Origin of the sequence: Dechloromonas sp. CZR5 (assembly GCF_008711155.1) — a bacterium.
GTDB lineage: Bacteria > Pseudomonadota > Gammaproteobacteria > Burkholderiales > Rhodocyclaceae > Azonexus.
The window spans coordinates 217,739-239,326 of the sequence record NZ_VUYQ01000004.1; the positions used below are offsets into that span (position 1 = coordinate 217,739).

A 21,588-nucleotide genomic window follows, 5' to 3' on the forward strand; every position below is an offset into this window, starting at 1 on the left:
AGGAGGCTGCGATGTTACGACAGCTTGGACATCCCCGAGAAGCGCAGCAATAGTGGATTTCCCCCGTTTCCCGACGGGGGGCGCGCTTCAATTCCGCCGGGCGGCGTTCAGTACGTCTTCGAGTCCGACCACATCTCCGGGGCAAAGCGGATGACCCGGTTGCGACCCCGCTCCTTGGCTTGGTAGAGGGCCACATCGGCGAACTTGACGGCTTGCCAGAAGGTCTCGCTGTCGGTCGGGAAGTCGGCAATGCCGATCGAGATGGTTTTCTGCAGCACGATGCCGCTGACCTGGACCTTCAGGTTCTCGACGGCGCAGCGGATGTTGTCCGCAACCTTGACGGCCGCATCGCCGACCGTGTCGATGAGGATGATCAGGAACTCTTCGCCGCCATAGCGAATGACGAGGTCCGAGGCACGCACCGACTGCTTCAGCAGCGTGGACAGCGACTTGAGAACGGCGTCGCCGGCATCGTGGCCATAGGTGTCGTTGACCATCTTGAAGTAGTCGAGATCGAGCATCAGGATCGCCGCATGCGAGCGCTTCCGGTGCACGCTGGCGACCAGGGTTTCGATGTACTCCTCAAGGAAGCGCCGGTTGTTGAGTCCGGTCATCGGATCGGTCAGGGTCGAGTTGCGCAGGCTTTCCATCAGGCGCTTGGTTTCCAGAACCGGGGCGGTCTCACGCAGATACACATTGATGAACGGAATCTGCGAACTGAGCCGTTCGCGATCGCTCGGCGTGGCCAGCAACTGGACAACGCTACCGACGGCACCGGACTGGATGATCGGGAAGCAGACATGCTGCCGCTCGCCAAGCTCGGCGGGAGGGCGGAAGGCGTAGCAGATCTCCGGGTTGTCGATACCGTCGATGATGTGCCCCGTCCGGCGAACACGGCAGGCTTCGGGGCGGACCAGTATCTGCGGGTCGCACCAGCGGCAGGTATCGGCCATCTCGCCATCGACCATGACGCCCTTCATTTGTTTCTTGTTGCTGCTGATTTCGTAGATCGAGAACTCGGGAATGCCGAATTCGTTCTGCAATGTCCGTGAAAGCCGCTGGTAGATCTCTGTTTTGGTCTCGTCCTCTTCGATGGCCTGCTTGAAGTGCGCGGCGCTGGTCAAGCCGTCGACCATGTCGATGGTGGCCGTCAGCAGGTTCTCCCCGGGCGCCGGCGTGCGTTCGGTGAGGCGGGCGACATTGCCGCCGATACGGTTCAGGCCATCGTCGAGAAAGGTCAGCAGGCGGTTCATGTCCACCGCGATCTGCCCGATCTCATCGTTGGTATGCTGTTCGACCTGTCCCTTGAAGTCGCCTCGCAGGGCGCGTTGGACAGTCTCCTCGACGGCATTGGCGGTTTCCGATATCGGGCGGAGCAGGCGGCGCAACAGCAGGACCAGAAGCAGCGCAAACAGCGTCACGACCCCGGCAATGCCGGCGACGGTCATCAGGGCCTTTTCTTTCAGGGTATTGAGCGACATGCTCATGCTGACGGCCCCAAGAACCGTGCCTTCGGCTACCTGATGGCATTGCAGGCAGTTTGGGTTCCCGCTGGCGGTGGCGATGTAGGGAATGGTGCCCCGGAATATGGTCTCGTTGTCGATGACCGTCAGTTCGAAGTGAGGCTTGCCGTCGTGCAGGACGCGGCGCTCGATGTCATCGACCTCGGACTCGAGGCGCAGGCCCTTGCCAAACTGCTTCTCGACATCCGGGGCACGAATGACACGTGCCGATTTCAATCCCTGAACCTCCACCAGCCGCTGAAGGAAGCGTTCACGCTTGTCGATCACCCCATTGATCATCGACTCGGTCAGGTGGACCCGGACGATTTCGCCGGCCGTCCGGATATGCTCGGTTGCCGAGGCTATCGAAAAGCTGCGGAAGGCATACAGGCTGATGGCGATCAGCACCGCGAGCAAGGCGGCTGCAATGCTGATGAAAAACAGGGTGACCTTTGTATTCAACTTCATGACAGTCGTGAATGGACTCCACCGAAAGGCGCCAATTATGGCGTCACACTGAGAACCGGGGCGTGCGTACCACACGAAAGAGTCAATTAATTTCAATGAGATTTGATCGGCGTCAACTTTTTCGGAGGAGGCGCTTGTCCGGGTAGCGGGCAGACAAGCGGACAATAAAAAAGCGCCGGGTTTCCCCGGCGCTCGTCCTCTGCTTACGCTTGGATTGGTTGTTCTGGTTTAGGCCATCGCCTCGTACAGCGGCAGCGTCAGGAACTCCGGGTATTCCGGGGTCAGCGACATCTCGTCGAAAATCACGGCGGCCTTGTCGTAGCTGGCGGTGTCTTCGCCCTGGGCAGTGACCGAGGCTTTCACCTTGGCCAGTTCCTCGGCAATCATCGGGCGGACCATCTCGACGGTGACCTTGCGGCCGTCATCGAGCACGCCCTTCGGCGAAACCACCCACTGCCATACCTGCGAGCGGGAGATTTCGGCGGTGGCGGCGTCTTCCATCAGGTTGTGGATGGGCACGCAGCCGTTGCCGGCCAGCCAGGAGCCGAGGTAGTGGATGCCGACGTTGATGTTGTTGCGCAGGCCGGCTTCGGTGATCGGCGTGGTCGGCTGGAAGTCGAGCCACTGGGCCGGGCCGAAGTTGCCGGAGACTTGCTTCTCGAACTGGTTCGGCTTGTCGCCCAGCACCTTGACGAACTCTTCCATGGCGATGGGCACCAAGCCCGGGTGGGCCACCCAGCCGCCGTCGAAGCCGTCGTTGGCGTCACGGGTCTTGTCGTGGCGGATGCCGGCCAGCGCCTTTTCGTTGGCGACCGGGTCGTTCTTGATCGGAATCAGGGCCGACATGCCGCCCATGGCCGGAGCGCCGCGCTTGTGGCAGGCCTGGACGAGAGCCAGGGCGTAGCCGCGCATGAAGGGCACTTCCATCGTGATGGCGCTACGCTGAGCCAGGCAGAAGTCCTTGTTCTTCTTGAACTTCTTGATGCAGGAGAAGATGTAGTCCCAGCGGCCGGCGTTCAGGCCGGCGGAGTGGTTGCGCAGTTCGTAGAGGATTTCTTCCATCTCGAAGGTGGCGAGAATGGTTTCGACCAGCACGGTGGCCTTGATAGTGCCTTGCGGCAGGCCGACGTGGTCCTGGGCCATCACGAAGGCGTCGTTCCACAGACGGGCTTCGAGGTGGCTTTCCATTTTCGGCAGGTAGTAGAACGGGCCGGCGCCGCGGGCGATCTGTTCCTTGGCGTTGTGGAAGAAGACCAGGCCGAAGTCGAACAGGCCGCCGGAAACGCGCTGGCCGTCAACGAGGACGTGCTTCTCGTCGAGATGCCAGCCGCGCGGACGGATCTGCAGCGTGGCGATCTTGTCGTTCAGCTTGTATTCCTTGCCGGCTTCGTTCTTGAACGACAGTTCGCGGCGGATGGCCTTGTACAGGTTAACCTGGCCCTGGATCTGGTTGTCCCAGTTCGGGCTGTTGGAATCTTCGAAGTCGGTCATGTAGGAGTCAGCGCCCGAGTTGAAGGCGTTGATGATCATCTTGGCTTCGACCGGGCCGGTGATTTCGACGCGGCGGCACTGCAGGGCGGCCGGCACCGGGGCGACCTTCCAGTCGCCGCTACGGATGTGGGCGGTTTCCGGCAGGAAATCCGGCATTTCGCCGGCATCGATGCGGGCCTGGCGCTCGATGCGGGCCTTGAGCAGTTCCTGGCGGCGGCCTTCGAAGGCGCGGTGCAGCTTGGCGACAAATTCCAGTGCCTCGGTGGTGAGGATGGATTCCCATTCGGGCTTCACGGGGGCGGTAATTTGCATACCGGCGGGCAGGTTGAGGGCCATGCGGAACTCCTGAAAAATGGTGGTTTCGGATACTGCGATGGAAGGCATTTTATGGGTCTTCTATAAGACTTGAAAGATGGCTAAAATCACTTCATCTTTTACTTAAAGTATTAAATGGATCGTCTAAAGCAGATTGAAGCCTTTGCCAGCGTCGCAACCCGGGGCAGTTTGTCGGCGGCGGCGCGGGTCGAGGGGGTTACCCCGGCGATCATCGGTCGCCGCATCGATGCCCTTGAGTCCCGACTGGGGGTACGCCTGTTGGTGCGCACGACGCGCAAGCTGACCTTGACCTTCGAGGGGCAAGCCTTTCTCGAAGACTGCCAGAAACTGCTCAACGACCTGGCCAATGCCGAAGCGGCGGTTTCTCTGGGCGGCCTGAAAGCCAGCGGCTATCTGAAGGTATCCGCCCCGGCCGGATTCGGCCGTCAGCATGTGGCGCCGCTGGTGGGGGATTTCATGCAGGCCAACCCGGAGGTGCGGGTCAATCTGAACCTGAGCGATCGCCTGGTCGACCTGATCAACGAGAACATCGATTGCGCCGTGCGTATCGGCGAAATGACCGATTCCAGCCTGATCAGTGTGCGGCTCGGCGAGATGCGGCGCATGGTGGTGGCCAGTCCGGCTTACCTGGTCGAGCATGGTGTGCCGCGCTCGCCGGCAGATCTGGCCGGACACAACTGTTTGTCGCTTGGCCAGCAGCGGGGCTGGATCTTTCGCCATCCCGACAGCGGGGAAACGGAAACGATCAAGGTCAGCGGCACGTTCGAATGCAACGATGGCGCCGTGCTGCATGAATGGGCGCTGGCTGGGCGTGGCCTCGCCTGGCGCTCGTTGTGGGAAGTCGGGCGAGACCTCAAGGAAGGTCGCCTGACCTCGGTGCTCGACGCCTGGCAGGCGCCTCCGATGGGCATTTACGCCGTCTTTCCGCAGCGCCGCCATCTGCCACTGCGGGTCAGGCTGTTCATCGACCTGCTGAAGGATAACTACAGCCGGCCCAGCTACTGGGAGCTGCGCTGATGAAGGCGCCGGTCTATCGCGCGCTGGGGGCACTTTCCGTCGTTCTCGGCGTGATCGGGGCTTTCCTGCCGCTGTTGCCGACGACGCCGTTCCTGATACTGGCGGCTTGGTTCTTTGCTCGCTCCCATCCGGAGTGGGAGGAAAAGCTGCTGGCGCATCCCAAGGCCGGTCCGGCCATCCGCGCCTGGCGCGATCATCGGGCGATTCCGGTTTCTGCCAAATGGGCGGCGGCAATCATGATGGGCATCAGCGCGCTGGGCGGTTGGTACGGCTTGCCCGAGCCGTGGCGGTATCTGCCGTCGTGTATCGCACTGGTGGTGCTTGGCTGGATGTTGACCCGGCCTTCCGTTTAGTCGGGGACGGTTGGTCGAGAACTGTTTTGGCCCGCTTCGCCGGGGCGCACCGGCATGCCCGGGAGGACCTCAGGACTGGTGCGACATGTTCCGGTCCGGAGCTGGCCGACTGTCCCCGGCTTCGTTGCAGAAACTGAATAGGCTACGGGTGAGTTCATCCCGCAAGCGGTCGAGCTCGGCGAGGCGACTGCCGACGTTCGTGCGCTTGCCATGGCGGCAATCGGAAATCAGTTCCTGTGCCATGCGGTGGGCTTGTTCGTGCAGCTTGCTCGCTGCCGCGATTTCGGCCACTTCGTCGGGTGTTGCCTTGACCAGTTTGCTGCCCAGCCAGCTGCCGAAACGACAAAGTCCCGGGTCAAGTTCGGGGGGCGTGTCGCGTTGGCCGGCGAGGTAGGTGGTAACCTGGCGCATCCAGGCGCGGTGTTCGACCATCGCGTAGAGCGTCGGCAGTTCGTCACGCCCGATACGCCGGGCGGTCGACCAGACAGCGGGCGGTGTCCACCGCTTCACCCAGGCGGGAATATCGTCGCCGGGCATGGGCCTGGCAATGCCGAAACCCTGCCCCAGTTCGCAACCCAGCTGTAGCAGCAGTTCGCCATGTGCCTCGGTTTCGACGCCTTCGGCGATGAGTTCGCGCGAGAAGGCATGGGCAAAGCCGATGATGCCTTCGAGGATGGCCAGGTCATCGGCATTGTCCAGCATGTCGCGGACGAAGCTCTGATCGATCTTGAGGGCTTGGGCCGGCAGGCGTTTGAGGTAGGTGAGCGAGGAATAGCCGGTACCGAAGTCGTCCAGCGCGAAATGAATGCCGAGTTGCCGGCAATCGGCAATGACCTTCGATACGTGGGCCAATTCTTCCAGCGCGCTGGTTTCCAGTATCTCGAGTTGCAGCAGCGAGGGCGACACATCGGGATGCAAAGCGATGGCGGTATCCAGGCGCTCCACGAAATCATGTTGCTGCAGCTGGGAGGCGCCGACGTTGATGCTGACCGGGATCGCGTGGCCGAGTTTTTGCCAGCGACTGATTTGAATCAGTGCCTGAGCAATGACCCATTCCCCCAGTGCTTTCCCCAGGGCATGCTCTTCGATGGCCGGCAGGAACTCGGCAGGCAGCAGCGTTCCTCGTTCCGGATGGCGCCAGCGTAGCAGGGCTTCGGTTCCGACCAGGCTACCGTTGCGCATGTTGACCTTGGGTTGGTAGAGCAGCATGAACTCATCGTTCGCGATGGCCTCGCGAATGCGTTCGATGCTCTCATGTCGCCCACGGGTGCAGCGATCTTGCTCGATGTCGAAGAAGTGGTAACGATTCTTGCCAGCCAGTTTGGCCTGGTACATGGCCTGATCGGCCTGGCGCAATAGCTGGTCGGCGTCGGCCGGCTCTGACTGAGGGTAGAAGGTGACGCCGATGCTGGCCGATACCCGGTGTCCCGTTCCATGCAGCTGGATGGGCCGGGCAGCCGCAGCAAGCAGGCGCTCAAGGAGCGGTATGGCGATCTGGTGCGACGGCAGGTCGAGGAGGATGACGACAAATTCGTCACCGCCCAGGCGGGCGATCGTGTCGCCTTCACGCAGGGTATCTTTCATCCCCTGGGCGACGGCAATCAGGAATTGATCGCCGGTCTGATGCCCGAAGCCATCATTGATCGATTTGAAGCCATCGAGGTCGATATAGGCTACTCCGAGCAGGAGGCTGCGACGCTCCGACTGCAGCATGGCCTGGCGTAGGCGGTCACCCAGCAGGACGCGGTTAGGCAGGCCGGTGAGCGCATCGTAGTGGGCAATCGATTCCAGTTCGCGTTGATGCTCCTTCTGGGCCGTGATATCGGAAAAAAGGCCGATGTAATTCGTCGGTTTGCCAGTGGAGTCGCAGACTGAGCTGATGGTCAGCAGTTCGGCATAAACCTCGCCATTTTTCCGCCGGTTCCATATCTCGCCGGTCCAGTGCCCCTGCTCGAGGAGCTGTTTCCACATCGATTCGTAGAATTCCGGCAGATGATTTCCCGAGCGCAGGATGCTGGGATTATGGCCTATCGCTTCCTCGCGGCTGAAACCGGTGATCCGGGTGAATGCCTCGTTGGTGTCGACGATCGTTCCGTCGGTACCGGTGACCACGATCCCTTCGCGTGCATGGGAAAAGACGCTGGCCGCCCGGAGCAGGGCATCCGTGGCCAGTCGGCGTTCGGTAATATCGTGACAGAAGCCGATGTAGCCAATGAAGTTGCCGTCGCTGTCGTAGCGCGGCGTGGCGTCGTCAAGTATCCAGCGATATTCGCCGCTCGCGTGGCGCAATCGATACTCCAGACTGAACGGTTCGCGACGCTCGAAATGGCTGACATAGGTCTCCAGGCAATGCGCCAGGTCGTCAGGGTGAACGCCCTCAGTCCAGCCCTCTCCGGTTTCCTGCGCCAGCGTACGTCCGGTAAAGCGGAGCCAGGGCTCGTTGACGTAATTGCGCAGCTTGTCGGTGTCCGATGTCCAGATGAGTGCCGATCCGCCGTTGGCGAGGGTTCTATAGTGCTGTTCACTGTCTTTCAAAGCCTGCTCGCGCTGGCGCAGCGAATCGAGCAGCACGTTGAAGCTGCCGATCAGATGGCCGACTTCGTCCTGCCGCTGCACATCGAGCGGCTGATCGGCAATGCGGTTGCGGGAGCTCATGTCGGTCAGCGCTTCGGTCGCCAGCAGCATGGGCGCGAACTGCTGGCGGAGCGTGCGCCGGACAAGCCACCAGGCGAGTGCCCCGGCCAGCATGCTGAGCAGCAGGGCGGACATCAGCACGCGCTGCTGCAGCGCGCTCAGCGGGGCAAACGCTTCTGCGGTCGGCAATACGCTGACCAGGAGCCAGTCAGCAATCGGGATACGCTTGGCGGCCGATATTTCCTCAATGCCTCGCGAACTCAGGGCAATGCCATAGCCCTCGTAGCCGGCGACGTAACGATCGTTCATCGCATTCCTTCCCGGCGGTGGCGTGGGCGTCATGTTCCGGCTGTTGTCGGTACTCGCGACGACGATGTGGTGCCTGGGCGCAATGATCAGATAGCCACCGGTTTGGCCGTAACGGGTTCGGACTATCTTCTGGAAAATGCTGGAGTCGCCGAGGATGATCGCGCCGACGACGGCGCCAATCGTCTGCCCGCTCTCCGATTTGATCGGGTAGGCCAGCCCGATGACCGGCGTGCCAAGGAGTTTGCCAATGGTGGGTTTGCCGATATTGGCCCGCCCTTCCGTGAGCGCGGTAATCATGTAGTCGCGGTCGGCATAGGAAATGCCGATGCGGTCTTCAGAATAAGGAAAGCTGGCCAGGGTCTTGCCATTATGGTCCGCAACGCGCAGGCCGCCGTTGAAGGGGCGAATATGCTCGGAATGGCTGACAAGGTAATCCTGCAGGCGTTGCGGTGATCGCAACAGGTCGGGGTCGATTTCGCCGGCCATATGGCCCAGTTGTGAGAGCCCTTCCTCCAGTTCGTCGTTGAGTTGGGTGGCCAGGGTGGAAACGGTCGAATATTGCTGGTTTCCGATGACCTGTATGAAATCTTCGCGCAGGCTGCGGGTCGCATAGAGCGTCACTGACCAGATGCCCAGAAGGAAGACGAGCAGGGTCATCAGCGTGATACGGTTCTGCAGGGACAAGCTTCCTGTTCGAGCACGCCAGCGGATCACGGACTCCCCTTCGATGGTTTTGCCTCGGCGCGCCAGCGCCGGTTATCTGACGATAAGACTACCCTGATGAAAATTGATTGGCAAGTTTATTGATTTTATCGATGTTGATATTTGGTGCGCGATCTTAGAGACGCTTACGAGCACTCCACTTTTGCCGAGAGGCGCAAAAAAAAGACCGACTCCTTTTGGGAGTCGGTCTCTGAACGCCGCCGGATAGGCGGCGAGGATGCCTCAATCGTAAATTCGATTAGTGGAACTGCTCTTCTTCGGTCGAGCCGGTAAGGGCCTTGACGGAGGAGGAACCGCCCTGGATGACGGTGGTGACGTCGTCGAAGTAGCCGGTACCAACTTCCTGCTGGTGCGAGACGAAGGTGTAGCCTTGTTCGCGAGCGGCGAATTCCGGTTCCTGAACCATTTCAACGTAGTGCTTCATGCCTTCGCCGCCAGCGTAGGCCTTGGCGAACTTGAAGGTGTTGTACCAGTTGACGTGGATGCCAGCCAGGGTGATGAACTGGTACTTGTAGCCGAGGGCCGACAGTTCTTCCTGGAAGGAGGCGATCTGCGAGTCGTTCAGGTTCTTCTTCCAGTTGAAGGACGGCGAGCAGTTGTAGGACAGCAGCTTGCCCGGGCAGGCTGCCAGAACGGCTTGGGCGAATTCGCGGGCGAAGCCAATATCCGGCACGCCGGTTTCGCACCAGACCAGGTCAGCGTACGGAGCGTAAGCGACGCCGCGGGAGATGGACTGCTCCAGACCGTTCTTGACGCGGAAGAAACCTTCCTGGGTGCGTTCGCCGGTCAGGAACGGCTTGTCGTTCTCGTCGTAGTCGGAAGTGATCAGGTTGGCAGCTTCGGCATCAGTGCGGGCCAGGATCAGGGTCGGAACGCCCATGACGTCAGCGGCGAAACGAGCGGAGATCAGCTTTTCGCAGGCTTCACGGGTCGGGACGAGCACCTTGCCACCCATGTGGCCGCACTTCTTGGCGGCAGCCAGCTGGTCTTCGAAGTGAACACCGGCAGCACCGGCGGCGATCATGTTCTTCATCAGTTCGAAAGCGTTCAGCACACCACCGAAACCGGCTTCAGCGTCAGCAACGATCGGCAGGAAGTAGTCGATGAAGCCTTCGTCGCCCGGGTTGATGCCACGCGACCACTGAATTTCGTCAGCGCGCTTGAAGGTGTTGTTGATGCGGCGAACCATGGTCGGCACGGAGTCGTAGGCGTACAGCGACTGGTCCGGGTACATGGTTTCGGAGGTGTTGCCGTCGGCAGCAACTTGCCAGCCGGACAGATACACGGCTTCCAGGCCAGCCTTGGCCTGTTGCATGGCTTGACCGGCGGTGATGGCGCCGAAAGCATTCACGTAGCCCTTCTTGGCACCGCCGTTGACCTTGTCCCAGAGAACCTTGGCGCCGCGCTGGGCCAGGGTGTATTCCGGTTGCAGGGAGCCGCGCAGACGGACGACGTCGGCAGCGGAGTAGCCGCGCTTGACGCCTTTCCAGCGGGGGTTTTCTGCCCAGTCTTTTTCGAGGGCGGCGATTTGCTGTTCGCGAGTGCTCATGTGAATTCCTCAAGAGATTTGGTTTGGGGGACGGCGTTGTACCGGTGTTTGCCGTTTCAACGTCGATGGGAGAAGTATAGATATTTTTCCGCAGAGCAGCAATAGTCTTATATAAGACATAAGACAATATTTTTTTGTTTTATATCATTGGCTTGCTGTTTTTGTTTTGCATTGTGAAACGCCGTTTGCTTCGATGAAATGCGATGCAGCATTTTTGGGTCGGGATATACAGCGTTTTCCCGGATTTCGCGCAGGCAACTTGTCTTGACCGTTCTTGAAATTGAGTGTTGAATCCGTCGAATTTTATAAATTACGACCACTAATATGGAAATTCTGAGACAACTATATGACTGGAACGAGCGAACTTTCTGGAATTCGCTGACCAAGAAGTTGATGAGCTTCCTTTTGCTCTTTTTCATCGATGTCGGCTACTTGGGAATCTACTTCCATCAGAAGGGTGTCGTCACTGAAGCGTTGAACGCTTCCGGAGCCAATCCCGAGGCCTTGCAGCGGGTTTTGGCCAGCCTGGACAACGGATTGATGCTGATGGTCGGGCTGACGGTCGTCGCGCTACTGTGGAACGTATTGCAGATTGTTTATATTCGTTATCTGATACTTCGCCCGGTTCGCCTGATCTCGACGATCTTCGACGAGATCGCGCGCGGCGAGGGCGATTTCTCGCGCAACCTGCCAACGATCAGCCACGACGAACTGCGTACGCTGGCCCAATCCTACAACCGCTTTGCCGACAAGATGCGCCAGATCATTAGTGAAGTACGGCAAATGAGCGTCAATATCGCCCGTGAAGCGGTGCTGGTGAGAAAAACGGTTGCGGTGACCGCGAGTCGGGCAAGTCGCCAGGGTGAGATCGCCGATGCGGTATTCGGCGCCAGCAACGAGGCGACACAGGCGATTCACGAGGTATCGGCTTCCGCCGAAACGATTTCTCATTCCACCGATTCGAACCTCGATTCGGCGCGGCATTCCCTGAGCGAAATGCATGAAATTGTCGTCAAGGTGCAGTCGGTCAGCGATAAGCTGAACAGCTTCAATGGCACCGTCGATCAGTTGGCGACGCGCTCCGACAGCATTCGGCAGATCGCCGGGCTGATCAAGGATATTGCCGACCAGACCAACCTGCTGGCACTAAACGCAGCGATTGAAGCGGCACGCGCCGGCGAAATGGGCCGCGGATTCGCCGTGGTGGCTGATGAGGTTCGCAAGTTGGCCGAGCGGGTCAATGTGGCGACGCAGGAAATCAATGAAAATATCGGTGGAATGATTTCGCTGGTCAAGGAAACACAGCGGGAAAACGAGATGATCAACACCGACATTCAGCAAGCGCGCCAGGTCGTCGAGCGATCGTCGGGGGAATTTCAGCGCATGGTCAGCGATTTCGAACGGACCGGCGATCAGCTCAATCAGATTGCCTCGGCGATGGAGGAGTTGTCAGCGACCAACGGCCAGGTGCATGAGGCGGTGGTGCAGGTGCACACCTTGTCCAACGAGGTCGCGGCCAGCATGGAATCCTCGGAGCATTCGACCGGCAAGCTGAGTGCCGCGACCGAAAGCGTCCAGGAATTGGTTTCCCGGTTCAAGATCGGGCGCGGAGTGTTCGATTACAACGTCGAGCAGGCGCGCAAGGCCTTGGTGACCATGGAGGCCAGGTTGGCCCAGTTGGAAGCACGCGGTGTGAACATCTGGGACCAGAATTACCGTCCGCTGCTGAACACCAAACCGCAGAAATACGAGGTCAGTTATATCGCTGATTTCGAGCGCGACGTCAGGCCGCTTGGTGAAGAGACACTGGCCTTGCTCAAGGGGGGTATCTTTGCCCTGATCGTCGATACCAAGGGCTATGCCGCCGTTCATCACCTGAAATACTCGAAGCCGTTGACGGGCGACTACGATGCAGATCTGGTCGGCAACCGAACCCGGCGTATTTGGGAAGACCCGACCGGCCAGCGTGCAGCCAAGAACCTGAAACCGCTCCTGCTGCAGACCTATGTCCGGGATACCGGCGAGATTCTCTCGGAAATCGATTTGCCGATCATGGTCAATGGCCGTCACTGGGGCGGTTTGCGCATCGGTTGCGACAGCGCCGTGCTCCTCGAGGACTGACGGGCACCTTTGCGGAGCAGGGGTGGCTTCAGGCCTCCCCTGTCCCCGAAGAAATCAGGCGAGGGGATGCGTCGCGACCAGGACGCCGTCCTCGTCAGCGTAGAGCCACTCGCCAGGATTAAAGGTGACGCCGCCGAAGGTGACGGCGACGTTCTTGTCTCCGACTCCCTTCTTGAGGGTCTTTTGCGGGTGAGTGTTAAGGGCACGGACACCGATGTCGACGCCGTTGATGTCGCCGGAGTCGCGGATGCAGCCATAGACGACCACCCCTTCCCAGCCATTCTTGTGGGCGAGGATGGCCAGCTGGTCGCCGACCAGTGCGCAGCGCAGCGAGCCGCCGCCGTCGATGACCAGAACCTTGTCCTTGCCGTCTTCGCCGAATACCTCGCGTACCAGCGAGTTGTCCTCGAACAGCTTGAGGGTGACGATCTGGCCGGAAAAACTGGTTCTGCCGCCATAGCGCTGGAACATGGGCGCGACGACGCGCACGGTCTTGCCCAGTTCGGCTTCGAAAGCGTCGCACAGGTCGGGGGTCTTGAAGCTCATTCTGCAATCCTCAAAATAAAAAAGCCGTGCAATGTTGCACGGCTTTGGGGGCGAATGGCAATCGTCAGACGGTTGCTTCGGCCTTTTCTTCCTCAAAGCTGAGTTTGATCTTGCCGTCCTTGTCGAGTCCGACCAGGACATGGCCGCCGCTGGCCAGCCTGCCGAACAGCAATTCATCGGCCAGTGCAGAGCGGATGGTGTCCTGGATCAGGCGCGCCATCGGGCGGGCACCCATCAAGGGATCGAAGCCCTTCTCGGCCAGCATTTCCTTGACCGCCTCGGTGAAACTGGCTTCGACCTTCTTCTCGTGCAACTGCTCTTCGAGCTGCATCAGGAACTTGTCGACCACACGCAGAATCACCTCGTGGTCCAGCGGCGCGAAGGAGATGGTCGCATCGAGCCGGTTGCGGAATTCCGGCGTGAACAGGCGCTTGATCTCGACCATCTCGTCGCCGGTCTGCTTGGAGGCGGTGAAGCCCATGCTCGTCTTCTGCAGGTCGGCAGCACCGGCGTTGGTGGTCATGATGATGATCACGTTACGAAAATCGGCCTTGCGTCCGTTGTTGTCGGTCAGCGTGCCGTGGTCCATGACCTGCAGCAGGATGTTGAAAATGTCCGGATGCGCTTTCTCGATTTCATCGAGCAGCAACACGGTGTAGGGCTTCTTCGTGATCGCCTCGGTGAGCAGCCCGCCCTGGTCGAAGCCGACGTAGCCCGGGGGGGCGCCGATCAGACGGGAGACCGCGTGGCGCTCCATGTATTCGGACATGTCGAAGCGCTGCAACTCGATACCCAGGAAATAGGCCAGCTGCTTGGCGACTTCCGTCTTGCCGACGCCGGTCGGGCCACTGAACAGGAAGGAACCGATCGGCTTGCCCGGATTGCCGAGGCCGGAGCGGGCCATCTTGATCGCCTTGGCGAGCGCGTCGATTGCCTTGTCCTGGCCGAAGACGGTGGCCTTGAGGTCGCGGTCGAGGTTCTTCAGCGCACTGCGATCGTCCATCGTGACGTGCTGCGACGGGATGCGGGCGATCTTGGCGACGATTTCCTCGATGTCGGTCTTGTTGATGACCTTCTTCTGCTTCGATTTCGGCAGGATGCGCTGTGCCGCACCGGCCTCGTCGATGACGTCGATGGCCTTGTCCGGCAGGTGGCGGTCGGTAATGTAGCGGGCCGACAGTTCGACGGCCGACGAAATGGCCGTTGCTGAGTACTTGATGCCGTGGTGCGCTTCGAAGCGGGCTTTCAGGCCCTTGAGAATCTCGACGGTTTCGGCGACCGAAGGTTCGTTGACGTCGATCTTCTGGAAGCGGCGGGACAGCGCGCTGTCCTTTTCGAAGATGCCGCGGAATTCGGTGTAGGTCGTCGCACCGATGCACTTCAGCTGACCTGAGGAAAGGGCCGGCTTGAGCAGGTTCGAGGCATCCAGCGTGCCGCCGGAGGCAGAGCCGGCGCCGATCAGTGTATGGATTTCGTCGATGAACAGGATGGCGTTCGGGTTGTCCTGCAGGGCCTTGAGCACGGCCTTCAGGCGCTGCTCGAAGTCGCCGCGGTATTTGGTCCCGGCCAGCAGCGAGCCCATGTCCAGTGCGTAAACATTCGCCTTGGCCAGGATTTCCGGCACATCGCCTTCAACTACCTTGCGCGCCAGCCCCTCGGCAATAGCAGTCTTGCCGACACCGGCTTCGCCGACCAGCAGGGGGTTGTTCTTGCGGCGGCGGCACAGCGTCTGGATGACGCGCTCCAGTTCCTTGTCGCGGCCGATCAGCGGATCGATCTTGCCCTGCAACGCCAGTGCGTTCAGATTGATGGTGTACTGCTCAAGCGGGCCGGCCTCGGTCTTCTCGCCCTCGGTTTCGACTTCCCCTTCAGGCGCGGCCTTCTGCTGCGGAACCTTGCTGATGCCGTGCGAGATGAAATTGACCACGTCCAGGCGAGTGACGCCTTGCTTCTGCAGGAAATAGACCGCGTGCGAATCCTTTTCGCCATAGATGGCCACCAGGACATTGGCGCCATTGACTTCCTTCTTGCCGGAGGATTGCACGTGCAGGATGGCGCGCTGGATGACGCGCTGGAAACCCAAGGTAGGCTGCGTGTCGATGTCGTCCTCGCCGGATACCGTCGGCGTATGTTCGTCGATGAAGTTGGAGAGGTCCTTGCGCAGCGTGTCGGTCTTGGCGCCACAGGCACGCAGCGCCTCCGCAGCCGAAGGATTGTCGATCAGCGCCAGCAGCAGATGCTCGACAGTGATGAACTCGTGGCGTTTTTGACGCGCCTCGACAAAAGCCATGTGCAGGCTGACTTCGAGTTCCTGGGCAATCATCAGTTTTCCTCCATGATGCAGGCTAGCGGGTGTTGATGCTGGCGGGCGAACGCAAGTACCTGTTCTACTTTGGTCGCGGCGATGTCGCGTGGAAAAATTCCACAGACACCCCGTCCTTCGTTGTGAACTTTGAGCATGATTCGCGTTGCTTGTTCAGTGTCCAGAGAAAAAAAACGCTGCAGAATGGTGATGACGAAATCCATCGGCGTGTAATCGTCGTTCAGCAACACTACCTTGTACATCTTTGGCGGCCCCAGTTTGCTGCGCTGGGCCTCGAGTTGTCCGCCTTCCTGAATCTTTGTAGCCATGCGTTCGATTCTATACAGTCCGACTCAATGTGCAATACATCATATGAGGATGAATCGCCCAATATCCAGTCTGGAACAAGCAATTCTCTTGCCCGGAATATGCTGCGCTGCGGCATAGAAACTTGTTGACGACATATTTCAAGTCGCGTAGAAAGCCATTGTGTTTGGCTTCAAGCTGCATCGGGATTGCCGTGAGCACCGGGTCGTTGAGCGCAAACAGGGAGTCGGGGAGACCCGGAAATTCGTTTGATTTTTGTAAGAAAGTAGCAAACATGGCACTCGGTACCGTTAAGTGGTTCAATGATTCCAAGGGTTTTGGCTTTATCACGCCGGATGATGGTAGTGAAGACCTCTTCGCACACTTCTCCGCTATCAACATGAATGGCTTTAAGACCCTGAAGGAAGGCCAGAAGGTGTCTTTCGACGTCGTTCAGGGCCCCAAGGGCAAGCAAGCTTCCAATATCCAGGGCGTTTGACTCGGATACCAAGATAATTAAAAAGCCCGCCTGATTCAGGCGGGCTTTTTTTCGTTTATACCCTATGGTTTTGGGCTGTCAGGGGACAGTGGTTTCGTCCTGTCGCTTGTCGCCAGTATTGTCTGTCCATGCGACGCTGAGTTTGTCACCGGATTTGATGCCTCGTGCCTTGAACGTGAATAGCGGGTTTTTCGAGACCGAGGTGTTGAGCTGCCCATCGATGATGACCTTGCCGTTCAGGCTGACCGTGAACGTCTGGATGAATTGCGCCGGAAAGGTCTGCCCCTTGTCATCCTTGCGTTGACCGGTTTCCATCGGATGCTGCATCAGGATCCGTATATCGGTGGTTTCGCCCTGGTTTTGCGCGCGAATCTTGATTTGTTCTCCCATGATCAGCCTCCACAGCCCCCGAGGGTTACCTTGATTTCCCGAAAGGCGACATGGAATTTGCCTTCTGCGGTCTTGGCAACGACACGGATGCGCGTGGTTTCCGACAGTTTGATTTGCTCGCGGAGGTAGGGAAGAGCGGAGCCTGAAAACTCGATGGACGAACAGAGCGGCATCGGGTTCTTGTCGGCAAACACGGCCAGGCTGCGTGTGTTGGCGATATTGCTGGTGACTTCGATCTCGACCTTGGCGCCGTTTTCGGCAATCTCGGGTGCATTGATCAGAATCTCACGGCTTTCGGCAGCGTTGGTACTGCCGTAGGCTTTCAGGGCATCGCCGATATTGCGGGCGGTGAACGCGGGCCTGTTCCAGTCGGCCGCGAGAACGCGAGTGGGCGTCAGCAGGCCGGTACCGAGCAGCGGCGTGAGCAGGGCGGCCGACAGGCCTCCTTTAAGGAATTGTCTGCGTAATTCAAGCATGGTTTTCAGCGTGATTATTCGGCCAGCCAGTGGCCCGATTTGCCGCCTGACTTTTCCAGCAGGCGAATGTTCTCGATGCGCATGCCACGGTCAACGGCCTTGGCCATGTCGTAGATGGTCAGCAGGCCGACCGAGGTGGCGGTCAGAGCTTCCATTTCGACGCCGGTACGACCGAAGCACTCCGCTGTCACTTCGCAGTGGACCGCACTTTGCAGCTCGTCGATGACGAATTCTGCTGCGACGCGGGTCAATGCGATGGGGTGGCACAGCGGGATCAGGTCGCCGGTACGCTTCGATGCCTGAATGGCGGCGATGCGGGCAATGCCAAGCACGTCGCCTTTCTTGGACGATCCGCTGCGGATCAGGGCCAGTGTCTCGGGGCGCATGAAAATGCTGCCAGCGGCGCGGGCAATACGGGCGGTTTCGGCTTTGGCGCCGACATCGACCATGTGGGCCTGGCCGGCACGATCAAAATGGGTCAGTGTGGAGTCGGTCACGAGCTTTACGTTTGGTTACTATCAGCCTGGATGGCGATATGGAAGGCTGCGCTATCATAGCACCATGCGCCTGACCCAACGATTCGTCGCCCTGACGCTTGCCTGTTCCCTGGCGATTCAGCCCGTCCGGGCCGATGAGCTGCCGGAACTCGGCGATATTGCGAGCAGCGAGTTTTCGCTGAGTACCGAGAAGAAAATCGGCTTGCAGATCATGCATGACATTCGCTGGCGGGAACCCGCCTATCTCGATGACTCGGATGTGGAGACCTACCTCAATCAGTTGGGTGGGCGTTTGGCGGCGGTCAGCAACGACCCCGGCTTCGGATTCACTTTCTTCGCCATCAATGACCAGAATATCAACGCCTTCGCGATGCCGGGCGGCTATATCGGGGTGCATACGGGCCTGATCCTGTCGTCGCAGACTGAATCGGAACTGGCCGGGGTGCTTGGGCACGAAATCTCGCACGTGACGCAACGCCACATAGCACGCCAGATTTATCAATCGAAGCAGATCGGCATGGCCTCCATGGTGGCCATGGCCCTGGCCTTGCTGGCGGCGCGTTCGAGCGGCCAGGTGGCGGGCGCGGCGATTGCCTCCACGCAGGCTGGCGCCATTTCGGCGCAGTTGGCCTTTTCGCGGGATTTCGAGCGTGAAGCCGATCGCCAGGGTTTTGATATTTTGCGCAAGGCCGGGTACGACGTGCGCGGCATGGCCGCATTCTTCGCACGCTTGCAGCAGGCGGTTCGCCTCTACGAAAACAATGCGACGGCCTATCTGCGTACCCACCCGTTGTCGGGCGAGCGTCTGACCGACATGCAGAACCGCGAGCAGGCGGTACCCTATCGCCAGGTGGTCGATAGCGTCGATTTCCACTTGGTACGCGCCAAGGTCAGGGCCATGCAGGGGACGCCACGCGAAGCCGTCAAGGATTTCGAGGCCTTGCTTCAGGAGAAGAAGTTCGCCTCCGAGGGGGCCATTCACTACGGACTGGCCTATGCCCGCTATCGACTTCGGGACTGGGCCGGGGCGGAGAAGGAAATCGAGGCAGCGCGGCGTCTGAAGGTGACGGCCGCCATGCTGGAGCGCCTGCGGGCCGACTTGCGCCTGGCGCAGGGCGATACGGCCGGTGGTCTGGCCATATATCGTGACGCGATGGTGCGTTACCCGCTGAATCTGGGATTGCTCTACGGTTACGGGGCTTCCCTTGCCGGAGCGCGTCGCTTTGACGATTCCTTGCGTTTCTCCGAAGCCCAGTTGCGCAACTATCCCGAGGATGTCAGGCTGCACAAGCTGCGCGCCGAAAGTTACGCCGGACTGGGGCAGCGGGCCATGCAGCATCGGGCGCTGGCTGAGGTGTTCATTCTGCAGGGGCAGACTGCCGGTGCCATCGAGCAGTTGCAACTGGCACAAAAGGCCGGGGATGCAAATTTCTACGAAATGTCGTCGATTGATGCCCGGCTGCGCGAAATGAAACGTCGCCAGATCGATGAACTCAAGGAAAAACGCAATTAGAGTTAGAATCGCGGCTTGAATTCATCCGCAGAATGACCATGGAATTTGATCGCGATCTCGATGTCAAGGGGCTGAACTGCCCGCTTCCCATTCTCCGTACCAAGAAGACCCTGGCTGAAATGGAAACCGGCCAGATTCTGCGCGTTCTGGCGACCGATCCAGGCTCGCTGAAGGATTTTCCCGCCTTTGCCAAGCAGACCGGTAACGAATTGCTGGAGCAAAAGGAAGAGAACCGGGTCTTCGAGTTTTACCTGAAGCGCAAATAAGCTCCGCAGTCACCGCATTTTTTGAAGACAGGCAGGCGCCGGCTGGCGAACCTGCCGCTTGGCGTTTCGAGGGGTTGATCGACTGCCTCGAAGTTCGCGATGCTGCATCCTTCGCTTCGGCAATGCAGCTTCTCGTTGAGCAGCCCGGTTGGGTCGTGGCAGCCGTGGCATATGAACTCGGATACCTGCTTGAGCCGCGTTCGGCCCCTCCGGGGTGGCAGCCAGGAGAGAATGTCCTTGCCCGCTTCTGGCGTTTTCGCGAACGTATTGCCTTGTCGGCGCCTGAAGCGGAGGTCTGGTTGGACGCCAACGAAGGAGGCGAGATCGCCGGTATCGGCGATCTGTCCCCAACCGTGGATGAGTCGTGCTACAAGTTGGCGGTCGAACGGATCAAGCGCTTCATTTCCGATGGCGACTGCTATCAGGTCAATTACACCTTTCCGATCAAATTTTCCTGGTTCGGGTCGCCGTTGGCCGTATATGCGCGCTTGCGCCGATGTCAGCCGGTACGTTATGGCGGCTTTGTCGGCGGTCCGTGCGGCGGCATCGTTTCACTTTCCCCCGAATTGTTTCTGGAGCGGCATGGTGAGCGTCTACTGACACGACCGATGAAGGGCACCGCAGCGCGCAGCTTGCCGAGCGAGGTCTTGCGCGATTCAATCAAGGATCGTGCAGAAAACCTGATGATCGTCGATCTGCTGCGTAACGACCTCGGCCGTTTGGCAGAGCCGGGCAGCGTCTCGGTCGACCGTCTGTTCGGGATCGAGGACTATCCGACAGTCTGGCAGATGGTTTCCGAGGTCTCGGCACGGATTGGCCGGGAGAATTTCGAGGCCGTCCTGCGCGCGCTCTTTCCTTGTGGATCGATTACCGGCGCACCGAAAATCCGGGCCATGCAGATCATCGGCGAACTCGAAGGCACGCCGCGCGGCCTGTATACGGGCGCCCTCGGTTTCCTGGCCCCGAACGGGGACTTTCGGCTGAATGTGGCTATCCGGACGCTGGAACTAGCCAGCGGGCATCGGGGGAGAATGGGTGTGGGTAGCGGTATCGTAGCCGATTCCTTGCCCGACGCCGAATGGCGGGAGTGCCTGCTGAAAGCTGAGTTCCTGCGCAATATCGATCCTGGCCTACGGTTGATCGAGACTTTGCGCCGCGAGAATGGTGTCTATCCGATGTGGGCGGGCCATCTGGCGCGGCTTCGTCGCTCTGCTCAATGGTTCGGCTTTCCGCTCGATGAGCAGCGGATTTGCCGCGAACTGGGCAAGCAGCCTGCGCAGGGTGTCTGGCGCGTACGCCTGACGCTGGACAAGGCCGGCGATATCGAGATCCAGGCCATTGCACTGGCCGATGCGCCGCACTTCGTGCGATTGGCCGAACTGGCGGAGGCTCGTGTCGACAGCAGCGATCCGCTGCGCGCTTACAAGACGACGGTTCGCCCTCTGTACGATGCGGCCCTGCGGGGGCTGCCGGCCGATTCGCCAGTGTTCGATCTGATCTTCGTCAATGAGCGTGGAGAGGTTGCCGAAGGGGCGCGCAGCAATGTGTTTGTCGAGCGGGATGGCGTGCTGCTGACCCCGCCGGTGGCGTGCGGTGCGCTACCGGGCGTGCTGCGGGCCGAATTGCTGGCCAGCGGCAGGGCGCGCGAAGCCGTGCTTTATCCGGCCGATCTGGATGGCGACTTCTTTCTCGGTAATGCGCTGCGTGGGCTGATACCCGTTCGCTTGCGACAAGGCGAAAAAAACGGCCAGACTTGAAGTCTGGCCGTCGTTCCGGTTGATCGTCCGTATGGCGCTTAGTGGCGCAAGCGGCGCAGATTGAGGCCAATGACCAGGAACATGGCGGCGCCCATGCCGTAGATGAAGGCCTTGGCAACATCAACGTCCTGGACGGCAACGAGGACCGGCGCATCCTGTTCGATCTTGTAGCGGATGCTCGTCTGGAAGTGCCAGGAGGATGCCTTCACTTCATAGACGCCATCGTTCCTGCTCCATTTGAGCCAGTTCTGTGGCTCCTCGAACTCGCCGGCTGCGTCGATCGGTTCCAGGCCGCTGATCTCTCCCTTTGCCTTCGCTGCGGCGAGTTCACCGTAGCTGATGCCGCAGGCTTCCTTTTTCTCGCCGCAGAGGGCGACCAGGCGGAAGTTCGGTTTCCACTCGGGATTGGCCTTTTCCCACGGCCAGGAGTAGATGAACGCCACCGTGCTGGCCCCGACGGCCAGGGAGAAGATCATCAGGGTGGTGAATATTTGTGTGAAGAAGCTGCGGTTATCTTGCATGGACGCTCTTTA

18 protein-coding genes are annotated in these 21,588 nt (G+C 59.8%); 7 read left to right on the forward strand and 11 right to left on the reverse strand.

What is annotated here, in order from left to right:
- Window positions 1–107 precede the first annotated feature (107 nt).
- Window positions 108–1,970 (reverse strand): GGDEF domain-containing protein, encoded by a 1,863-nt coding sequence (locus F1002_RS13120; RefSeq protein ID WP_150429495.1) that lies wholly within the window; start codon window positions 1,968–1,970, stop codon window positions 108–110.
- Between the two features lie 228 nt (window positions 1,971–2,198).
- Entirely contained in the window at window positions 2,199–3,797 is a 1,599-nt protein-coding gene (gene aceB / locus F1002_RS13125) for a malate synthase A (RefSeq protein WP_150429607.1), read from the reverse strand.
- A 114-nt stretch (window positions 3,798–3,911) separates the two neighbouring features.
- Here aceB and F1002_RS13130 point away from each other — a divergent pair, with 114 nt between their 5' ends.
- Both F1002_RS13130 and F1002_RS13135 read left to right on the forward strand, forming a co-directional pair.
- Entirely contained in the window at window positions 3,912–4,814 is a 903-nt protein-coding gene (locus tag F1002_RS13130) for a LysR family transcriptional regulator (RefSeq protein ID WP_150429496.1), read from the forward strand.
- Window positions 4,814–5,167 (forward strand): YbaN family protein, encoded by a 354-nt coding sequence (locus F1002_RS13135; RefSeq protein ID WP_150429497.1) that lies wholly within the window; start codon window positions 4,814–4,816, stop codon window positions 5,165–5,167. The genes F1002_RS13130 and F1002_RS13135 overlap by 1 nt, the downstream gene beginning before the upstream one ends.
- Before the next feature lie 69 nt (window positions 5,168–5,236).
- Here the strand turns inward: F1002_RS13135 and F1002_RS13140 are convergent, their stop codons facing one another.
- Window positions 5,237–8,794 (reverse strand): EAL domain-containing protein, encoded by a 3,558-nt coding sequence (locus tag F1002_RS13140; RefSeq protein WP_223879593.1) that lies wholly within the window; start codon window positions 8,792–8,794, stop codon window positions 5,237–5,239.
- A 277-nt stretch (window positions 8,795–9,071) separates the two neighbouring features.
- Entirely contained in the window at window positions 9,072–10,382 is a 1,311-nt protein-coding gene (gene aceA, locus F1002_RS13145; RefSeq protein WP_150429498.1) for an isocitrate lyase, read from the reverse strand.
- Window positions 10,383–10,706: 324 nt separating this feature from the next.
- Here aceA and F1002_RS13150 point away from each other — a divergent pair, with 324 nt between their 5' ends.
- Entirely contained in the window at window positions 10,707–12,503 is a 1,797-nt protein-coding gene (locus tag F1002_RS13150) for a methyl-accepting chemotaxis protein (protein WP_150429499.1), read from the forward strand.
- A 54-nt stretch (window positions 12,504–12,557) separates the two neighbouring features.
- Here F1002_RS13150 and rraA read toward each other — a convergent pair whose 3' ends face one another.
- The 3 genes from rraA to clpS all read right to left on the reverse strand — a co-directional run bounded on the left by rraA (window position 12,558) and on the right by clpS (window position 15,680).
- Complete coding sequence (rraA, locus tag F1002_RS13155; RefSeq protein ID WP_150429500.1) at window positions 12,558–13,049, reverse strand: ribonuclease E activity regulator RraA; 492 nt, start codon at window positions 13,047–13,049, stop codon at window positions 12,558–12,560.
- Window positions 13,050–13,113: 64 nt separating this feature from the next.
- Window positions 13,114–15,372 (reverse strand): ATP-dependent Clp protease ATP-binding subunit ClpA, encoded by a 2,259-nt coding sequence (clpA, locus tag F1002_RS13160; protein ID WP_150429501.1) that lies wholly within the window; start codon window positions 15,370–15,372, stop codon window positions 13,114–13,116.
- Window positions 15,372–15,680 (reverse strand): ATP-dependent Clp protease adapter ClpS, encoded by a 309-nt coding sequence (gene clpS / locus F1002_RS13165; protein ID WP_150429502.1) that lies wholly within the window; start codon window positions 15,678–15,680, stop codon window positions 15,372–15,374. The genes clpA and clpS overlap by 1 nt, the downstream gene beginning before the upstream one ends.
- 272 nt (window positions 15,681–15,952) lie before the next feature.
- Here clpS and F1002_RS13170 point away from each other — a divergent pair, with 272 nt between their 5' ends.
- Window positions 15,953–16,156: a cold-shock protein gene (locus tag F1002_RS13170; RefSeq protein WP_150429503.1), complete on the forward strand. Its 204-nt coding sequence runs from the start codon at window positions 15,953–15,955 to the stop codon at window positions 16,154–16,156.
- Window positions 16,157–16,234: 78 nt separating this feature from the next.
- Here F1002_RS13170 and soxZ read toward each other — a convergent pair whose 3' ends face one another.
- The 3 genes from soxZ to moaC are packed head-to-tail and all read right to left on the reverse strand — an operon-like array spanning window position 16,235 to window position 17,519.
- On the reverse strand, window positions 16,235–16,546 hold the full coding sequence (soxZ, locus tag F1002_RS13175) for a thiosulfate oxidation carrier complex protein SoxZ (protein WP_150429504.1): 312 nt from the start codon (window positions 16,544–16,546) through the stop codon (window positions 16,235–16,237).
- Between the two features lie 2 nt (window positions 16,547–16,548).
- The gene (gene soxY / locus F1002_RS13180; protein WP_150429505.1) at window positions 16,549–17,022 is read right to left on the reverse strand and encodes a thiosulfate oxidation carrier protein SoxY; all 474 of its coding nucleotides are present in this window, start codon (window positions 17,020–17,022) and stop codon (window positions 16,549–16,551) included.
- A 14-nt stretch (window positions 17,023–17,036) separates the two neighbouring features.
- Window positions 17,037–17,519, reverse strand: coding sequence for a cyclic pyranopterin monophosphate synthase MoaC (moaC, locus tag F1002_RS13185; RefSeq protein ID WP_150429506.1), 483 nt, complete (start codon window positions 17,517–17,519; stop codon window positions 17,037–17,039).
- 64 nt (window positions 17,520–17,583) lie between these two features.
- Between moaC and F1002_RS13190 the strand changes: the two genes are divergently transcribed.
- The 3 genes from F1002_RS13190 (at window position 17,584) to pabB (ending at window position 21,055) form a co-directional block, all read left to right on the forward strand.
- Complete coding sequence (locus F1002_RS13190) at window positions 17,584–19,032, forward strand: M48 family metalloprotease (RefSeq protein WP_191090404.1); 1,449 nt, start codon at window positions 17,584–17,586, stop codon at window positions 19,030–19,032.
- Between the two features lie 38 nt (window positions 19,033–19,070).
- Window positions 19,071–19,298, forward strand: a complete 228-nt coding sequence (locus F1002_RS13195; RefSeq protein WP_150429507.1) for a sulfurtransferase TusA family protein — start codon at window positions 19,071–19,073, stop codon at window positions 19,296–19,298.
- Between the two features lie 122 nt (window positions 19,299–19,420).
- Window positions 19,421–21,055: an aminodeoxychorismate synthase component I gene (pabB, locus tag F1002_RS13200; RefSeq protein ID WP_150429508.1), complete on the forward strand. Its 1,635-nt coding sequence runs from the start codon at window positions 19,421–19,423 to the stop codon at window positions 21,053–21,055.
- 38 nt (window positions 21,056–21,093) lie between these two features.
- Here the strand turns inward: pabB and F1002_RS13205 are convergent, their stop codons facing one another.
- A complete protein-coding gene (locus tag F1002_RS13205) occupies window positions 21,094–21,576 on the reverse strand; it encodes a hypothetical protein (RefSeq protein ID WP_150429509.1) in 483 nt (160 codons plus the stop codon).
- Window positions 21,577–21,588: the final 12 nt, after the last annotated feature.